The organism is Pedobacter rhizosphaerae, assembly GCF_900111155.1.
GTDB lineage: Bacteria > Bacteroidota > Bacteroidia > Sphingobacteriales > Sphingobacteriaceae > Pedobacter > Pedobacter rhizosphaerae.
Map to the genome: position 1 here is coordinate 39737 of NZ_FOGG01000030.1, position 19995 is coordinate 59731.

Annotated in this window: 11 protein-coding genes and 1 pseudogene; all 12 read right to left on the bottom strand. The window is 40.3% G+C overall.

The features are described from left to right. Window positions 1–197 precede the first annotated feature (197 nt). Window positions 198–1043, bottom strand: coding sequence for a PKD domain-containing protein (locus BMX11_RS18825; RefSeq protein ID WP_090887229.1), 846 nt, complete (start codon window positions 1041–1043; stop codon window positions 198–200). A gap of 12 nt (window positions 1044–1055) precedes the next feature. Beyond that, a complete protein-coding gene (locus BMX11_RS18830) occupies window positions 1056–2477 on the bottom strand; it encodes a PA14 domain-containing protein (RefSeq protein ID WP_090887232.1) in 1422 nt (473 codons plus the stop codon). A 27-nt stretch (window positions 2478–2504) separates the two neighbouring features. Further along, complete coding sequence (locus BMX11_RS18835) at window positions 2505–4199, bottom strand: DUF4983 domain-containing protein (protein WP_175474615.1); 1695 nt, start codon at window positions 4197–4199, stop codon at window positions 2505–2507. Between the two features lie 37 nt (window positions 4200–4236). After that, entirely contained in the window at window positions 4237–5856 is a 1620-nt protein-coding gene (locus BMX11_RS18840) for a DUF5008 domain-containing protein (protein WP_090887239.1), read from the bottom strand. A 36-nt stretch (window positions 5857–5892) separates the two neighbouring features. Further along, window positions 5893–6618 (bottom strand): hypothetical protein, encoded by a 726-nt coding sequence (locus BMX11_RS18845; protein WP_090887242.1) that lies wholly within the window; start codon window positions 6616–6618, stop codon window positions 5893–5895. Window positions 6619–6636: 18 nt separating this feature from the next. Beyond that, window positions 6637–8169, bottom strand: coding sequence for a RagB/SusD family nutrient uptake outer membrane protein (locus BMX11_RS18850; protein WP_090887245.1), 1533 nt, complete (start codon window positions 8167–8169; stop codon window positions 6637–6639). An 11-nt stretch (window positions 8170–8180) separates the two neighbouring features. Next, a complete protein-coding gene (locus BMX11_RS18855; protein ID WP_090887248.1) occupies window positions 8181–11327 on the bottom strand; it encodes a SusC/RagA family TonB-linked outer membrane protein in 3147 nt (1048 codons plus the stop codon). Window positions 11328–11347: 20 nt separating this feature from the next. Beyond that, the gene (locus BMX11_RS18860) at window positions 11348–12469 is read right to left on the bottom strand and encodes a DUF5007 domain-containing protein (protein WP_245738718.1); all 1122 of its coding nucleotides are present in this window, start codon (window positions 12467–12469) and stop codon (window positions 11348–11350) included. Window positions 12470–12472: 3 nt separating this feature from the next. After that, a complete protein-coding gene (locus BMX11_RS18865; protein WP_090887251.1) occupies window positions 12473–13582 on the bottom strand; it encodes a discoidin domain-containing protein in 1110 nt (369 codons plus the stop codon). 13 nt (window positions 13583–13595) lie between these two features. Continuing rightward, window positions 13596–15104, bottom strand: coding sequence for a RagB/SusD family nutrient uptake outer membrane protein (locus BMX11_RS18870; RefSeq protein WP_175474616.1), 1509 nt, complete (start codon window positions 15102–15104; stop codon window positions 13596–13598). Window positions 15105–15138: 34 nt separating this feature from the next. Continuing rightward, on the bottom strand, window positions 15139–18144 hold the full coding sequence (locus tag BMX11_RS18875) for a SusC/RagA family TonB-linked outer membrane protein (protein WP_090887254.1): 3006 nt from the start codon (window positions 18142–18144) through the stop codon (window positions 15139–15141). A 1473-nt stretch (window positions 18145–19617) separates the two neighbouring features. Beyond that, window positions 19618–19995, bottom strand: a pseudogene (locus BMX11_RS18885) (sodium transporter); the annotation flags it as partial.

Here is a 19995-nt window from a genome sequence, read left to right on the forward strand (position 1 = left end):
TTTTGTGTGTGGTATTAAATATATTTTGGTTAGGGGGAATTACACTTGGTTAAACGTTTTAGTTAAATGTATAAAAATCTGCTTTTAATTGATAATTCCTACCTATAAATGTTACGATAAGGATTTTATAAGCTTAAAAAAATACATGAAGCATTACGCTCCATGCATTTCCTATAAACACTAACTAACAACTAATATTAAGGTTGTTTCTTGTTAATCGTCCATTCAGAGAGCTGAAAAACACGACTTCCTCTGTTTTGCTTAATGTACAGCCTGTAAAATTTGTAGGCGATGTAATTATCAAAGTGGAATATTTTGGTTTGTCTTCTGCTTACCCCCGAATTTTCATTGGCCCATGGGGCTGAGGTAACGGTATGCAGATCAGTATATTGGATGCCATCATGTGATCCCTGAAGAATCCAGTATTTAGGGTCACGGTCAGCAAAGTCATTTCCTGAAGTTAAGGTGTAAGCCCCCACCACCTGAGGTGTTTTGAGTTCGAAAGTACATCTTTGCGTCCCATCAAAACCTGCCTGTAAAAACTTCGTGGTGATATCGCCATCTACCAGCTTGCTTGATCCTTCGGCTGAATTCGGTCCGGCACCCGCTTCAAGATTTACGGTATAGGTACCTCCAATGGTTCTCATATAGTTTTCACCCACTTTACTGGCATCAAATGTAGGATCGACAATTTTAAGCGTAATTTCCTTACTTGCCGAGTAGCCCTGACCATTGCGGGTAGTTAAAATAACATGATATATTCCCGGATAACGATAAATGTGTTTAGGACTTACTTCTACGGAGGTACTATCATCGCCAAACTGCCACAATAAGGACTTATAATTGGTGGATGTTCCGGTAAACTGGTATTCTAAGAATTTGACCGGGTTAGGAACAGTATAATCAAACCCAGCCGTAGGCTTAGGTTCTTCAGGTTCCTGAACAACTTCTACTACTTCATCTTTCTTGCAACTTGTTATGGCCAATGCCATAAAAGCGACAAAGGATAATCTTGTAAATATTTTTTTAAACGTTGCTTTCATATCGATCTTATTTTATGGAGCCGGGAATAATTGACTTTTAGGGATTACCCTTTTACTTAATACATTTGGAACTTCGATCTCTAGATAGGCTTGCTGCCCGCCTACGTTTTCGCGGTGATGTGCCTCAATTTTATATTTTACACCACGTTCAAGGCGAATGGTAAATTTGCGGTAATCCTTATCCCACTGGGTGGTATAATCGTCTATCACGGCTACACCGTTAATAAATAAACGCGATCCATCATCCCATCTGGTTTGATAAAAAGTATAGTCGCCACGAACTGGTGCTAAAAATTCGCCTGTCCATTTTACAGAGAAATTATCGCGGCTCATGCCTGCCCCATCCGGCCAGCCATCACCACTAAAATTGATGGTTTCGTCGATACGGTTGGTATTAGGCGCTCGACCGTCAAAATCTGCCAGCTGGTTATCCCTATAGTATTTAGCTCTTAATCCTGTTCCGTTTCCGGTGATGTAAGAGTTATTATCCAGATTAACATTTGGATCTACCACCACAATTAATTTGCTTTTGGTTGGATGCAGTACATGGTTGGTATTCTTGGCCAGGCTCAGGGCAAAAGCAAACTTTTTATTGGCGGCAATGTTGGCATCAAAAACCGGCCATGGAATAGAGAGCCTAACCACCGCACTGGCAGATCCGGTGCCAAACCTTATTAGGGTATCTATGGTATATTCGGTATCCTTTAAATGAATGGCATCTTTCGGAAGTACCCCAGAATTAACCAACGTGGCAATCGTATCTATATTTTCTTTCACATTGACGTTAAAGGCTGATGAGGGCTGATTATCTAAGTTGACAACCAAAGGAATGGTGACCCCTGCAGGACCAACGGTGTAATTCGAACCAAAACCCACATTATAAATTCCGCCACCAGTTAAGCTGAGGTAATGGATATCTGTAGCTTTAAATAAATCGGCAGGGTTAATTACGACCAGAATATTTGATTTGGTAGGCACAACCTTATTTCCCTTTCCAGGCTGCGACAATTTCAGTGCAAAAGCAAGTTTTTGGTTAAAGAAACGCTCAAGTGTAGCTAATCTGATGGTGGCAATACCTTCTCCGGTATTTGTTCCGTAGGCTACGTTGATCACATTAGGGTATTCAACCGAAGCCGAAGGCATTAAAATGGTGTTGGTTAAAGTTCCACTATTGATCAACTGGGTTACTGTATCATTATTTAAGGTTAAGCCCACTTGAAAAGCCTCGGTTGCTGTACCGCTTAGGCTTATTTTAAAAGGTACTTTAACAAACTCATTGTCTTTGGTTACGCTTCCCAGTACAATTCCCTCGCCAGTAATTCCTCTCGTTTCAGGCTCTGGTTTCGTAATCTCCTCTAACTGCGAGTCTTTACATGAATAGGCCCCAATCAAAATGGCTAAACCTATAAATGACAGGATTAAAAATCTTTTCATTTTATGCTGTTTTTAAATGATTTGTATTTATTGATCTAACCAAACTCTTCCATCAAGATCCCAGCTTTGTTTATTGGCAATTTTGAACCAGTTAACAATTTGTGCAGGGATATCTGATGTTTGAGGCACAAAAATGGCTAAGGTACTCGCTGAAGGAGGACAAATTAAATCGTTGAAATTTTCCCATGCATACGCTCCCTTTAGTTTAAAATCACGCGCCTGAGGCCCCAGATCTACCATCTTATCGCCATTCCCGTCTGTTGCCGGCCAATACCCCACTAAGAAATTGTAGTACGGATGCCCTTGATCAATGGAGGTTTCGCAAGAATAATTTTGAATTACTGCATCTGGCACAGGCGTTTTAAAGAAACGGATATCTGTTATGTAAACATCTGGTTCCCCATGTCCGGTACCATTTAAATAGCCTAATTTTAAAGCGTTTGAATTGGCTAATGATCCTGAGTTCGTAATGTCTACTTCATTATTGAAAAGACCATCGGTATAGGTTCTGATGTATCTCCGTCCTGCACGTACTTCACACTTTACAGATACATTCTGCCATCGGCCTTTAGCTAAATCAGCGCCTCTGCATTGGATATAATTACCATCTTTAGTACCTCTCCATTCAAAATACCAGTATTTATCTTCCAGGTAAATTACCCATCCAACAGTAGGGTGACCGCTTGACCATTCTCCACGCTTACCTAAAACGCTAGGCCAATTGAAAATATCCTGATTCTTTTTAATCTTAAACTCAATGGTAAATTTCGTGGTATCATCAATGTTAAATACATCGGCATCTGGTCCTTCAATTTCTGCCCTTACATCCTGGCCTTTGAGTTTAACCGTTTTGCCCAGGTATCTGTTGCCGGTAAAAGGCTTTACAATAATGCGCTTTTTGTATCCGGCAGTATGATAAATGATAAAGGAGTTGGCTACAGGTTTGCTAAAAACCGTCTGGTCATCTGTATTTGGAGGAAGTGTATATGCTCCTCCCCCGTTAGATGCAACCACAACCAGCCAGTTTTCGTTATTATAGTTCGGACGTTTCTTTAATGCGCCTATAATCTCTCCTACCTGGGCATCAAATTTCTCGATGGCCGATTTGTAATTTGAAAATGAATTATCATAACCAAACTGTGCGCCTGCTTTATCCACATCCATAAAATGGCCTAATACCAGGGAAGCTGTATCTTTGCTGAGGCTATTGATTAAGGCTGTTTTCACCTGTTCATCGTCTGCCAGGGTCTCCGTAATATCTGTTCCCGTTGTTAGTTTTTTGAAGATATTAGATGGCGAATACGCAGCAATTTTAATTTTTGGATTGCTTTCTTTAATTCTGGTGAATATGGGTGGAAATCCCTGCAAATTGGCATTACTTAATTCGTCATTTAATACAAAGTGCTTGCTTTTTTTCACACCTGTAATCATGTCTGCCCAATTGGTCACATCCTTGTTAGCATTTTCATCGCTTAAGGCTACCCAGCTGTAAATAGAGGTTGGCAAAAGTGCCGTAAGATTAGGAATATTGGCCGCTGCTACAGATTCACCTCTGGCACCGTCTACAATGAGATAAAGTACCTTACGCTGTCCGTATTTTACGGAAGTTGTATCCTTACTGTTTTTATCAGCGATTACCCTATCAAAATCTTTATTGCAAGAAAATATGGCTGTAGTTATTATCGCTGCGATAAAACCTAGCAATAATCTATATTTATTCATAACGCTCATGTTAATTTATAATTGATAAAGGCTAATACTATTCGATGGTAACACGCATAATGTTGTTCGCTGGCTGATTGTCGAACCGGTTTATATGACCAATCAGCAAGAGGGCTTTTTTCCCATCAGCCGATTTGGTTTCAATTGCGTCGGCTAAACCACCCTGAAAAGGTCCGGTGGTATTGTAGCCCGCAGCCAGATCGCCCTTGCTGTTTAGAATCATGAATCCATTTCGGGTAACATTGTTATATTTTTTGAAACCACCACTCAATACGATCAATCCACTATTAAGTTGTTTGGCAAAACTGGCATATCCACCATCCAGCGTTTTCGCTGTAAATGATTCATCCAGGCTTCCATCTTCATTGAGCATAGCAATGCCAATGGCTGTTTTACCGTTGTATTTGGTAAACGAACCGGTCATCATGTATTTCCGGGTGGTGGCATTGTAAATCAATGAGAAAATCTGGTTGTCGGCACCACTTCCTGCATTAAATGTTGGGTCGATTGTTCCATTTGCATTGAGCCTGATAATACGTCCTGCTGCCTGTCCATCAAAAGTATTGAAATTGCCAAATACAACCAGTTTCTCCAGTTTATCAGCATCCGTATGCATGTAGGTATCTACTTGGCCGTTTGCGCCAATATTGCCCTTATTCGTGGCGGTGTTAAAGCGATAAGTTTTATCTAAGGATCCATCCAGATTCATTCTTACGATCTGCCTGATTTCGGTACTATCCAGTATTACGGTATCGCGGGTGAAATCATAGTTCGGCTTATCGTAGGTACGTTTTACATAATACCTGAAATTACCAGTTGCCAAAATTTTACCCTGATGCGCATATAACCTGCCAATAAAGTCGTTGGTTCCTCCATTAAACTTGGGAAAAGCCTTGATGGTTACCGTATCTGTGAGGGAAGGTTTTCTTGCCGTTTTGATTTTTACGGTATCTATAGCACCATTGGTGAATAAACTTGTGATGTTGCTGATATTTTCTGTACGCTGATTATAGCCACTAAATCCTCCGGCAATGATGAAGCGCCCACCAATTTCGATTACTTTGGAAAGTGCGCCGTTTGCACCTCTTCCTGTTCTGAAAGTACGATCGTACTCGCCATCGATGGAAGTTCGTGCAATTCTGTTAATCGGCGTAATAATACCTTTATTATCAAAATTGTTAAACTGGCCAATTACCAGTGCCCGGCCATCTACCATTTCATAAAACTGACTTACAAAACCATTTGCTCCGGCAGTGGCTTTCCAGGTGATATCGGTTTTAATTAAACCTGTAACAATAAATTGTGGCCCTATAATCAATTGATCGCCAATGGCGATTGAGGTAACCCCGGTACTTCCCGCATCGGGCACTTTTACTTTAATGGTGGTAGCGGTTACCTCAGTAACTTCTCCCTTTTCTCCATTAAACATAAAGCTCAATTTATCTTTATAAGGTAGTACACCCGTTATTTTGAAAGTAACTTCCGTACCTGCAATACCAGAGGCTGGCGTAGGCAGTTCGGTTTCGCTGATCTTGATGCCCAAAGACTGCTTTGCATCCGCATAGGGATCTTCAAACAGTTCCTCTTCCTTTTTACAACCTTGAATGGCTATTGCAAATAGGAGTATTATGGCTATTATGAATTTAAATTTCTTCATGTCTTAATTTCTTAGCTTGAAACATTCTATAAGGTTTTAATTGCTTGGATTTTTTAATCCGGTGTTGTACACCTCGTTAAAAAACTCATTTTTATCAAAGCCGAAATAGGCCGAATTAAATCTCAGGGCGTGTACTACTCCGTTGGTTGGTTTTATATCAGAAGAGGCCACCAGGGTGCTGAACCAGTTATCGTTGGGTTTGGATATATCTGGAATATAAGATATTACCAATTGCCTGTAACCGATATACTTAATACCGTTTGCATCGTTAAATACGACCCCAATATTCAGTGCATTATTGCTGTAGGCATAATAAAGTCCACCCGGATAAACGGATTTAACACTGAAGTCTATCTGGGGATAATCTTTTAAGCGATTTACCCCTTTAAACATATAGCGTTGCAGGTATTTTTTCCATATCAAGGGATCAATCTGATCCAATGTTTTAACGGTGTCGCGCCCTGCATTATAGAGTGCACGGTTTAACCCATCGGTTCTGATGGTTCCGATGGTTCTTTTTATTACATCATCATCCGGTGCAAAGAAGGTGAAATCTTCATTGCTAAACTCTTGCTCCATATTTGCCAGTTTCACAATTTGAGCGATGGTATCGAATGGAACAGTTTTATCCCTTAAATATTTAAGCATATTGCCCGGGTATTCGGCAACCGCTTTACCACCATCTATATAGTATTCATCACGTTTGCAGGCGCTGATGAACAATAAACATGCTGCAGAAACTATGATTATTAGATTTTTCATATTATTTTTTCTTAAATATTAGTTACCGCCGTTAGTCCAATAATCGTTTAATCTCATGAAAGGATTATTATTCAATGCACCTGATGCAATTGGCCAGGTCCATGCTCCCCTGTTAAATTTATCTGCGGTAAGTACATTGTAAGACCACTGGTTGCTTAAAATTCTTTTTGTTCTTACCAGATCGAAGTAATGATGTCCCTCTCCGATCAATTCTCTTGATCGCTCATAGAAAATGAAATCTTTTAACTCGGTACCGCCACCTCCAGAATATTTGGACGCTTCTGCACGATCCCTAACCAGGTTCAAGAGTTTGATGGATTCTGTATCTTCACCCAAATCAGCCAGTGCTTCAGCGGCTAAAAGGATGGTTCCGCCATATCTAAAAATCATGAAGGTATTATCGGGGTTTGCATCCTCCTCTCCGGTAGCAAAAGAGTTTTGCGCAAACTTGAGCATCATAAACTTTCCGTTATCGGTAAAAATGTCTTCATTAAACCAGGCCGTAATGCGTTTATCGCTTCCATCTTGAAACAGCTTTTGCATGTACTCGCCACGGTAATAAGCAAAGCTTACGCGGTGGGTATACTCTGGGCGTTTATATGGGTAATGAAGAAACATATCGGCTACCGGAGCCAGATTGGTATTTACATCACCATAGTTTACACTTCTGTAAAACTCAAATAAACTTTCATCAGACCTGCCTTTGATAACTGTTGCCCAATCCTTAATTGGAAGTAAACGATAAGCATTACTGGCGATCAGCTCTTTACCTAACTCTGCTGTTTGCGTGTAGTATTTTTTGGCATTTGCCTGATCGAAACCTGCATTCCACATGTTCATTTCCATCATCAGGGCAATGATACTGCCTCTGCTGGCCCTTACACCTTTTAGCGCAGGGTCTGAATATGTCCAGGGCAGAAAGTTCTTGTGTGCTTTTAAATCTTCGATACACTTATTCAAAACAGAGACGAAGTTTTCACGAGGTAGTGCTGTAGAATGAAAGGCATCGGTATAGTAAACCACATCACCATACAGTCTAACCATAATGAGGTAGCTCAGGTTGCGGATAAATACCGCTTCCGCTTTATATTGGTTTTTCTCATTCTCAGAAATACCAGGCACCCCCTCATCTAGCTTGGCAATTAAAATATTGGCCCCCTGAATGGCCCGGTAGTAGCCTGTCCAATCGGTTATACGCCAGAAATTGTAATTGATATTAGTTGCCCATGGAACATTTCCATTCAAGAGAGTAATGAGGTCGTTTTTACCTAAAAATTCTACAAACTGACGTGATGGTGCGTTATCCGACTGGCTTTCATACATCACTTCTCCTGAACGATATTCTCCGGTAGCCCCTATAAAATGGGTTTCATTGAACTTTCCGAATACAATCCGGGATAAATCATAAATATTAGCAACAACATCATCTTTAGATTGGAAGAAGTTATTTCCGGTTAATTTATCTAAAGGCTGTATATCTAAAAACTTTTTACAAGCAGGCAAGCAGAAAGTTGCTGCTATTAATACGGTATAAAGAATAACTTTTTTCATAATCCTATTTCTTAATTGCCTGTTATAAGTTCTAAGTTTAACCCAATATTGTAGGTTCGTGGTAATGGATAACCGGTTGAGATATCACGACCGAGGGGGGTAACATTTTCGGGATTTGGACCGCTGTACGATGAAAAGGTGATTAAGTTATCGGTTGATGCATAGATTCTCAGGTTGTTCAAACCTATTTTTCTGATCAATTTTTTAGGGAACATGTAGGAAAGAATAACATTGTTAATTTTCAGGTAACTACCGCTTTCTGCCCATAGGGTCTGATCTGCACGTAGTGGTTGTATCTGGTCAAAACGTTTGTAATCATAAGGATATGGGTATTTGGCTACATCTCCGGGTTTGGTCCAAATGTTTAGATCGTTTAATGGCACAACAGCCGACAGGGCATAAGGATTTCTCATAATGGCAATCCGGTCTGCCAGCGCATTGTTTAAGATGGTTCGATCTGCCGTATAAGTAGCATACACATTTAGGCCCCAGTTTTTATACCGGAGGTTGGCCGAAATACCGCCTGTGACCAATGGCTGCGAGTTACCGGTTACTTCATAATCCCGGCCATCTAAAATATAATCGCCGTTTACGTCTTTCATAATAGGATCACCGCCCAGGAAAAATACACCGTTCGATTGGTAGCGTTTTCCTGTAACCGGATCTACAGGAACATCTGCATCGGTTTGGTAAACACCCTGGTTGATTCTTAAATAATTAGATAAAGTATTTCTACCTACCCTAAATACATTGTGCTGGAGGTAAGATGATCCATCAAAACGGATATACTGCCCGTTGTATTCTGCAGGAAGTTTGAGCAAAATATCGCGGTTTATTGCACCATTCACAGAGAAATCTAACCCGAAATCCTTATTGTTGATAACCTTGTAAGAGATCATTAACTCGGTTCCATAGTTGGCAATTCCCAGGTCATTACTCGCCAGCTTATTGAAACCCGTAGTATTCGCTAAAAACCTATCAAACAACAGGTTATCAACCTTTTTAAAATACGTATCGAAGGCAATGGTTACTTTATTGAAAAACCCGAGGTCAAATCCAAAATTGTACTGAGTAGTGGTAGTTGGTTTCAGCGCCGGGTTTGGGATCATATCATAATTGATACCAATGGTTGGGCTGTTGTTAAAGTTGCCATTCAGGTTATAAATACCATAAATACTTTGTAAGTTTCCTGTAGGTACAATATTTTGCCCCCAGGTTAACCTTAAACTTCCATAGTCTAACCATTTTTTATCTGCCAGCCAGTTTTCTTTGTTGAAGTTCCACCTTAAACCTACTGATGGATTTTTGGAATAGGGATTTTCTAATCCGCTTGATGAAGTACCATCTAAGCGGTAAGAGAACTCAGCTACATACTTTTTATCGAAATCGTAAGATACCGAACCTGCAAAGGAAGCAATAGTTGCATTTCTATAGTTGCTTAATACCCCCCCCCCTCTTGAATAGTAGGCATCATATCCAACCGGACCCTGTAACTGATCGTTGGGTATACGTTGCTGGGCGGTGATGCCTGCCTGTGCACCTTGTTTGTAAATCTCGTTGAAGGTGTTCACAAAAAGGTTGTGTTTTTCGCCAAAGGTTTTAGCATAGGTAATTCCATTACGGTTGTAAAGCTGGAATGTTCTGCCCACGTAATCATTCAACCTGGCAAACTGCCCATTGGCTGCCGCGGGTGTAAAGGTAGATTCCGTATCAGAAGTATAATCATAACTCAGCGTAGAAGAGGCTGCCAATCCGGGAATAAATTCATATCGTCCCTCAATATTTGCCCTCAAATTTCTCGAGTTATTATCATTATAGGTTTGTAAAGCAGAGAGTACGCCCCCGGAAGCCTGATAAAAAGATGGAGGAGGAAGCAAGGTAGAGGCTTGCCCATTGGCTGCAACGCCCGATTGAAGTAATCCTACCCCATTTCCTTTATTCTGTTTACCTACTGAACCGAATATAGAACCAAAAAACCTGAATTTTTCGGATGGCTTAAATTCCATATTCATGTTGAGGTTATAGCGGTCGTATCCGGTATTTTTAATTACACCCTTTTCCGAGTAATAACCCAGGTTGGCTTTGTAGTTAAATTTCTGGTCGCCTCCATCCATAGCCAGGTTATGACTTTGGTTGTATGTGGTTTGATAAAATACGTCCTGCCAATCTGTAGAGTTATTCCAGTAGGCATTTAAACTGTCAGATAAAAACGATGTTTCACCGATTCTTCTGATATCATCTATACTTTGTGCATTAAGGATAATCTGCTGAATTTTTAACTGTCTCTCTGCATTACCACCCAATGTTTCGCGAAGTTTTGGTGGCGTTTTGGCAAAGAAGTTGGTTACATACCTGATTCTTGGCACTTTAGAATTTCCACGTTTGGTGGTAATAATGATTACCCCATAAGCTCCTCTTGAACCATACATGGAAGTTGCCTGTGCGTCTTTAAGGATTTGGATACTTTCTATATCTTCCTGAGGGATTAAGGAAAGCGGGCTGATACCCGGACCCTGGCTTTGAAAACCAAATTCAGCAGCCTTATCTGCATCCAATGGTACACCATCAATAATGTATAATGGCGATGTAGGCTGAAGAAATGATTCGTTTCCACTTCCTGAAATACTTAATGTAGAAAGACCACGAACTTGCACCGAACCCCTAAAACCTGGCGCTCCTGTGTTGTTTTGGATATTTAATCCTGGTACTTTTCCCTGTAATAGGGTTTCAATATTTGGTGTTGGAGCATCTTGTACCTCTTTTCCCTGAATTAATGCAGAAGAACCAGTGGTGGTTTCCTTACTTCTCTTTTGATAAGCAACGATGATTACCTGATCGAGCTCTTTCCTGTCTTCACTAATGGTTACAGTAATACTGGTTTGCCCGGTTACTTTAACTTTTTGGGTATTGTATCCAAGGAATTTAAAGATTAAGGTTCCCCCTACCGGAGCACTCACCGAAAACTGCCCTTTGCCATTGGTTTGTGTAAGGCCTTTATTGGTTGATTCCAGAATGATAGATACACCAGGTACACCAGTCCTTGTTTCTTTATCGATTACTGTACCGTTTATAATGATGTTTTTTTCCTGCGAATAAGCTTGCGCGCTCCAAATTAAGCACATCACCAGCCATGCGTAAAAACGTATATATTTTTTCATAATGATTAGCTTTAAACTTCTTATTCGTTAATGAACTTTGGATTATCGTTTCTGAAGTGAAATACGATTTCCCAATCGCCTGTTTTGTAGATTGCGAAATCAATTCCGGCATATGCGGTAACCCTGATCCCCCCAAAACCTAAGCGTGAATAACTTAACTCTGCTTTTGCTCTCGATCCTCCCGTTGCATATGAGGTTGGTATTTCTACCAATGGAATAGGATAAGCCACGTCATACTGCACGTAGGTGGCGGTTTTCTGCACATTGAAACCATGAATCATCTTCTCCCAACGGGTTTCATTGAATAAAGCCGGGTTAATTGGTTTACTGTCCTTATCTAATGCCACAATTCTTAAAGAATGCCCATTTCCACCTGTAAATGGTCTGATGTATACCACTACATCCTTTTTATCATCATTACTTACCAGGTTAACATTTGTATTTACCCCAACAACATTACTGAGATAAGGACGGATATAATCTCTCAGCGTTTTATCGAATGGAAATTTCGGATCAGGTGCAGGAAGCCCGGTGTACAGGTTCATATCATTGGATGGTTCGTACGGGCGCTCCCTCCATGGCCTGATTTGCAAATCCTTAATTAAGCGTTCACCTCCTGTATTTTTAATCTTCATATCGAAATACCGGGTATCCTGAGAAAAATTAGTGCTATCCGTAGGGCGTGGTGTAATCAGTTCATTGGTAGAAGAAGCCCAAAGAATGAATTGTCCGGAAGAACGAACTTCGAACAAAGCATGTTCTTCGAGTTTACGTTTCGCTTCAATTTCTGCCAGGCTGGTTTCCAATCCGGTATAAGGCGCTATCCAAACATAGGTAGGTACCTTTTTAAAAATATCTGTTACCGGCCTTCCATCACCAAACCTGGCATTTGTAATTTCAAAGCTCATGGGTGATGTAGAGTTATCTGCATTAAACTGCCCCATTACGTTATTTCTGCCAATAATGGGTTCGAAAATTTTATTGGTATAGTTAACATTGTTACTGAGGTAATCTTTCTCAGTCGGCAAATCGAATATTTTTTTGCAGCTGCCCAAGGTCAAAACGCCGACCATGGCAAAAAGGAGTTCTTTTTTAGCCAGTAATCTCATTAGATTATTGCTTTTATATTTTCTGTATTCCATGATCTATTTCGTTTTATTAATGGTCCACTCGGCAAGTTGGAATACTCCACCGCTTCTGAGTTCGGTTATATCAACACGGTAGTATTTATACGCTACCTTATTATCACATCTGAAAACTTTTGGCTGATATCTTTCTTCGAAAAAGAAGTTAGATACCCGGTGAAGTTCTACCCAGTTAGCCCCATCATTTGACCCTTCATAGGTCCATGCTCTTGGATCACGCTCAGGTGAATCGTTCGCAGAGGTAAGGGTATAAACGGATGATACTTCTGGTGTTTTCAGTTCAAACTGCATCCATAAACGACCATTTAAATCTGCCAGGAATTTGGTGTGGTCGTCGCCATCAATCACCTTCTTAGATCCTTCACCACTATTAGCTCCTCCATTATTATCATGATGTACCGTTAATGTTCCGCCAATCAATGCCATTAGGTTCGGTGGTGGCGGAACAAATGTTAAACGGGTAACAAACTCGTCAAATCCGAAGATGTGGTCGGGACTAATAACATGCACCAAACCGTTTTTAGTTTTGATGTTGTTGGAAGCGGTAGTACTCATGGCCCAGTTTCTTATAAACTTGCTTCTTTTGGTATTGGCAAATTCAATAACCTCCGGGCCAGCAGCCACCTGCCCAGAAGCCGATCTTCTGTTTAATTTTGCATGCATCGGGTAGCCAAAGCGAACACCCTTTAGGTCTAAACCATCTTGCAATACCAATGAATCTGATGGTCTTCTACCTCTAATAATGTAATAAGATACCATGGTATCGAGTTGTACTCCGTCTATATTGGATAAAAACAGGGGGTCTTTGTCGGATCTTTTGCGCAAAGTATTTAAATTGGTTAAGGCCAATTGAAAACTTGGGTTGGAAACCGCAAACAGCGTTACGTTACTATCGGTTAAAGTGGTTTTCAGCCCCATCCTGTCAATCGCCACCAATAAGGAGTCATAAACCCCGGGTTTGCTTTTCAAATATTCGTAAGTATTGCCTGTAAATGCAGTATTTTCATCGGCAGCATCATAATAGCCCCCGTTCTTTTTACAAGCGGTGTAGCCAAGTGTAAGCAATGCAAACATTGCCACTGCGCTGATATATTTTAATGACTTTTTCATATCTGTATATGGTTTAGCGCCAGTAAGGGTTTTGAGTTAAAAGGTTATTTTGAGAGATCAACTTGCGTGATATTGGCCAGTAAATCCCTCCAGAATTAATCAGGTTCATGAATTTGGGATCGTTCTGTTTAATCTTATTATACCTGATCAGGTCAAACCAACGTTGTCCTTCCCCTAACAATTCCCGGTGCCGTTCTTCGAAAATAGCTTTGATCAGATCGTCGTAATTGATGTATATCACCGACTCTGCTTTTACTCTTCTGGCTAAGATTTGAATCAATGCATCTGTTGCACCAATTCTGTCGCCCAAAACGGCAAGAGCCTCTGCTCTCAGCAGCACTACATCTTCTAATCGCGTAAAAATCAATGCACTGGTAAAGTATCTGAAATTAGGGTCTGTTCCTCCACCCTGTATCACCTTGATTTTGCTGAAGATGGGGTACTTACCATTAAAGTTGGTAAAGTATCTTTCTGAAACCGCCTGCCCTAAAGTATCTATCGTAAAACGATCATCGTTGGGTAAGTTGAAATATTTGAGAATAGAATCTTTAGGCAAATAAATATCCGGAACCGTTTTCGTGGTAACAGGTTCTGCCAATGTCAGTTCTTCAATATGGCCTGTAGATGATCCATCAACATGGCCCCAATCGGAGTTAAAGCCAAACATCTGGCGGGTATTTTTATTATAGAAGAAACCATTTGAATTGGTTAAATCGTTTGTTGAGGTAAATCCTATCCCACTTTTGCTATAATTATCCATCACAAACTTGGTGTACGTGGCTACGCTGGTATAGTTGGCTGTCCAGGCGGCAACATGGGCCAGTACCGCATAGGCCGTATTTTTGGTGGCCAGTGCGCCACCCCATCTCCCTGATGTTTCATTGTAGTAATCGGTTGGTTGCTGCACATCGCCACCGCTGTAAACAAAGGGTAAATCTGTCGCTGCTTTGAGCATTTCCTGCTCTGCCCAGGCTAAAATTTTAGCCTGACTTTCTCTGGGTTTATTTTCAAATACGCCTTCGTTAGAGGAGGTAATAAAAGGTACATCGCCCCATAGTCTAACCATATAGAAGTAAGCAAAAGCACGTAAGAACCTGGCCTGTGCAATATCAACCGTCATGGTATTATCGGTATAGCGTTTATCGTTGGCTTTTACATGCGCAATGTTCTCTAAAAAAACATTTGCAGCATTTACTATGGCATAAAACCTGGTCCAATCGCTTAATGATTCTACTACAGGATAAGATGCATTCAGGTTATTGCTGATTACGGCTTTTAAATCTTGTCTTTTCGGACTGGTAAATTCAGCGGCACGAACGTCGCCATAAATCCAGTGCCCATTATTATCAGATAATGCGGCGCGTGTTAAAGCATATACACCCAAAATTCCGGCCCGGGCATCTTCTACCGTGTTCCACATGTTCTTCTCACCAACTACTCGTGTTGAGTCTGTTTCCAGGGCCTTGTTACAACCCGTTAAAACTACCAGTGAGCATAGAAATACGTATAATATCTTTTTCATCTTCGTTGATCTGTTTTGATTACTCGCTTTCATATTACAGTTCCATTTTTACGCCTAAAGTGTATGTTCTTGGTATAGGCTGGCCATATCCTGTATCCAGGCCATCATAGCCCACCAATTCAGGATCCTGCCCGGTATAAGGGGTTACGGTGAATACATTGTTAACCGATCCATACACGAAGAACTTGTTGATTTTGATATTTTTCCGCTTGAGTAGATTACCCAGTTCGTAACCCACTGCTACGGATCTTAATTTCAGGAAAGAGGCATTCTCCAGGAATAAGTCCTGATCTACGCGGTAAGGAATAACTGTACTCCAAGGATTATAGAGTGGATACTTACTGTAATCGCCTCTTTTTTCCCAGAAAGTAATTTCTTTAACGGAATTCACTTCAGAGTTTCCTTCTCTGTTCACAAAGTCGAAGCGATTAGCCATCTCCTGGTTAATGAGTTTTCTGCCTAAGTTGAAGTATAAGCTTGTGTTCAGGCTCCAGTTGCCATATTTGAATCCGTTATCAAAGCCTCCTGAAAGCCCCGGCATCATGTTCCCTTTCAGCACTTTATCTTTCTCATCAATAACATTGTCGCCATTTTGGTCTTTCCAGCGGGGATCACCGGCTTTTAATACAGTGCCGTTATATTTCAACGGCTGCCCATTAACTACCGGAATTTGAGAGTCGGCAGTATAAATGCCTTCATTTTCCAATAACCAATATTGATCTACAGCTTCCCCTACTTTTAACAATCTATTGCCAATCACAATCTGATCTAAACCACGTGGAAGTGCTTTTAATTGATTTTGGTTGTGATTAAAATTTAAAGCCGAATTCCATGAGAATTTATTTCTATTGATTACCAGGGCACTAACCGTTAAATCAACACCTGTATTATTTACAGACAGGCCACTCTCAATAGCTTGTTTATAGCCATATTCTGCGTAAGAAGGGATCGCAATCAGTTGATTTTTATCCGTTTTGCTGTAAACATCCAATGATAAGCGGAGCCTGTTTTTCAACATGGAAACATCGGCGCCCACATTTACCTGATCGGTATAAGCCCATGGAACACCATAACCTACCCAACCAAAAGCATATGACCTGGTTAATACACCAAAGGCATTATATCCCGGAACGGTTAAGTTTCCGGTATAACCTACAGAAGCTGTGTACTGAGGACCCTGAGCATAGTTGTCATAAACATGCGTACGTCCCATTCTGCCTACACTGGCCCTTAAAATAACATCGTCGATACTTTTGTTATCCCTTAAGAACTCGTTCTTGATATTCCATGCGGCCGAAAGCACCGGAGAATAAAACCACCTGCTGGTTGGCTGAGCATTGGAAGAGCCATCTAAACGAAGCGTAGCAGAAAGAAAATATTTATTCTGGAAGGCATAATCTACTTTACCAGAGAAAGTGAGCAGGTTATCTTCTGTTTTATCTAAGAAACGATAAGTCAATTCCCTTGGAAAAGCCTTTGGTGTCAGGTAATCAGGATTTGGCTGGCCGTTTCTGATGGGTTCAGAATCCAAAAGATTGATCTTAATATAATCATTGGCACCTTTATAAGCATATGCATTATTATATTTATACATATCCCAAATCATCGATTGTCCGAGGGTGAAATTGAAATCGTGATCTTCATTTATTTTATAATTATAGCTCGCTTTGTTATCCATCATCAACCTCTGGTTAAAACCATAGTAATTAGAAGCATAGCTATTACCCTGAAGCAAGCCCTTGGCATAAAAAATATCACGGTATCCCTCGTTGTAATCTACGTTGAAAGCAGAACTCAGCTTCAGTTTACCAAACGTACCTACCAGCCTGGCATAGCCCTGGATTGCATTTGTTTTGTTATCATCGAATCCTTTGTCATATTCGCTCAAATAGCTTGCGTAATAGTCTTTATTAGGGGCTAATGGCGCACTTAAGTCAGGGAAGTAATTTAACTGGGCAAAACGATCGCGAAGTGACCTGTTTCTGTCGCGGTTAATCCGGTTGGCGTTAATCATAGCAGAAAACAATAACCACTGTACAGGTCTCATATTGATGTTAAACATGGCGCTGTACCGATCAAGGCCAGTTTGATCTGCAACACCTTCACTCTTGGTGTTTCCTAAAGAGAATCTAAAATTAGCGCGATCTGTTCCGCCTGATAAACCCAGATTAATGCCATATATTAAGGCATTCTTATAGTATAAGTCGGTCCAGTTCGATTTTCCGCTATACACATTATTAAGTGAATCGCTTAAATAAACCGGATACTCCTCATCATCAGAATACCGGCCGTTGGTGGTATAAATATCATAAAAGCGTTGTCTGAATTCATTTTCATACTTCCCGTTAATGGTATTTACCGTTGGTTTCTGAACCATGCCGATGTAAGAGTTAAATGAAATCCGTCTTACATTATCCGGCGATTTAGAAGTTAATACAATTACGCCATTTACGCCCCGCGGACCATAGGCTACGGTTCCAGCCAAATCTTTGAGTACTTCTACAGATGCGATATTATTCATATCAATACCTGCTAATAAATTAGTAGCGGGGCCAATACGATTGAAATCATACTGTTGAATATCATATGCAAACGGGTGTTCCATAATAAGCGGAATACCATCCAGCACTACAAGTGGCTGCGCTGCATAAAGGTCTTTCTTGTTCAACAGTGGCATCGCTGTACCCCTAATGAACATGTTTTGCATCGATCCAGGTTCGCCAGAGGGCTCCTGGATATACAAGCCTGCATAATTCCCTTTCAGGTATTGCTGCAGGGAAATTGCAGGAAACATAGATAAGTTTTCTGTTTCCTTTTCAGTATTGGATGAAAGCTTGTTGTAGATCGTTTTAATTTTGATCCGGCTTAAACTATCTTGTCTCAACGAATCCTCTTCACCTAAAGCCTTTCGCTTTGTCGTATCCTGTAAACAGGAATAATTAAATGTTGTTGTGTTAAGCTTTTTTAATGAGCCTGAGGCAGCTAAAACGTTTAACTGAACGGCGACAAAAAATACAAAGCACAGCCATAAGTATCGCATAATGAATCGATCTTTAATTGGTAAAAAAATGAATTGAACTTGTTTCTCTGGAAAAAGTTAGATGTGCCTTAAATTAAAAAGACAGGGACTGATGTCGGAATAGTAGTGGGTTAGTCTCATAATTAGTTATTTGGTTAAATCAAATATAATAGAATACTAAATCGTTTTATCAAAATATGACATTTTTATGAAAATTTCAATTTAGCAACACGATAAATGTCAATTTGACAAATAACAATCGTTTTTATTCGCCAAAATTTCAATTCACAACAGGTTTACCAGATTTTTAAGGGATACCAACAACCTCTATGTAAGTATTTTACACGATGCAAAACAATAAAATTGAGAAAAACCTGTTGCACAAAAGTGTAAATAGATTAAACGTTTTAGTAATCAGGGCAGTTTACAATTATATTTTTGACAACAGAAGAAGACCTGGGATAAGTTGGTGGTTATTTGTTATTGAGCCAGGTGCGCTGCGTTTTAAATGTAACCACAGAGAAAAAGAGGTTTCACACCCAGTAGCACAGAGAAATGAAGCCTGTTTTGCCACGGAAACACGGAAACACAGAGAACTTATAACTTAATGAGCTTATATGTCTTACATGCTAAAAATTGGGCGTTTAGTGTCTGAACCATATAAGCCATGTAAGAGCATTTGAACCTTAGGTGTCTAAGGTGGTTAAAAATTTAAACAAGCTACTTGCCGATAAAATGTAACCACAGAGAAAAAGAGGTTTCACACCCAGTAGCACAGAGAAATGAAGCCTATTTTGCCACGGAAACACAGAGAACTTATAACTTAATGAGCTTATATGTCTTACATGGTGAAAAAAATTGGGTGCCTGTCCTCTGAACCACATAAGCCATGTAAGACCATCTGGACCTTAGGTGCCTAAGGTGGTTAAAAAATTTAAACAAGCTACTTTCCGATAAAATCATAACCACAGAGAAAAAGAGGTTACACAGAGCAGCACATCTCAATTTGCCACGGAAACACGGAAACACAGAGAAATGATAACTTAATGAGCTTATATGTCTTACATGGTGAAAAAAATTGGATGCCTAGCCTCTGAACCATATAAGCCATGTAAGAGCATTTGAACCTATTAGATGGGTTGTGGGTTACCTGTTATGTGTTACAGGTCTGGGAGCACAAAACTAATTCATTAGCCACTAGTTCATTAGTTATTAGTTCACTGAGTATGTTCACTGTTTAACCTGCTCTGTGCCCTCTGTGCGTACACTTGGCGTACTTTGCGGTTAAATGGGGGTGGGTTATGAGGCTGGGAGCCTAACCAACTCACCTCACAAAAGAGGCCGTATCATAAATTAAATTTTCATTCAGATTTGTCACGTTGAGCCTGTCGAAACGCTCTAATAGCGCTGAATGAGGTCCTTCGACAAGCTCAGGATGACAACCGATCTTTATGATACAGCCTTCTTTGTAATTATTTTGGGTTAAAAACAATACTACCAGTATACGCTGTAAAGCGCAACCAATAAACCAACAATGATCAATGCACCCACAGCAAAGCTGGTGGTTGTTTTAAACATCTTGGCATCAATATCAAGTCCTTTAGGGTTAACACCGTTTTTGTTCTCAAATAAGCTGATGATCACCATCCCTACAATACAGAATACAAACACGATACCCATACGGTCCAAGAAAGGGATCTCATATATGCCTGCCGCATTCTTAACCGAGAAACCAATCCCCGATAGGAAGGAAAGATCGGTCATGTTTGGAAGGGCTTTCAACAATAACGATAAGCCGAAACCACCAATAGTTGCAAACAAGGCCGCATTGGAAGTAGTCCGTTTCCAGAAGAAACCTAAAATAAACATGGC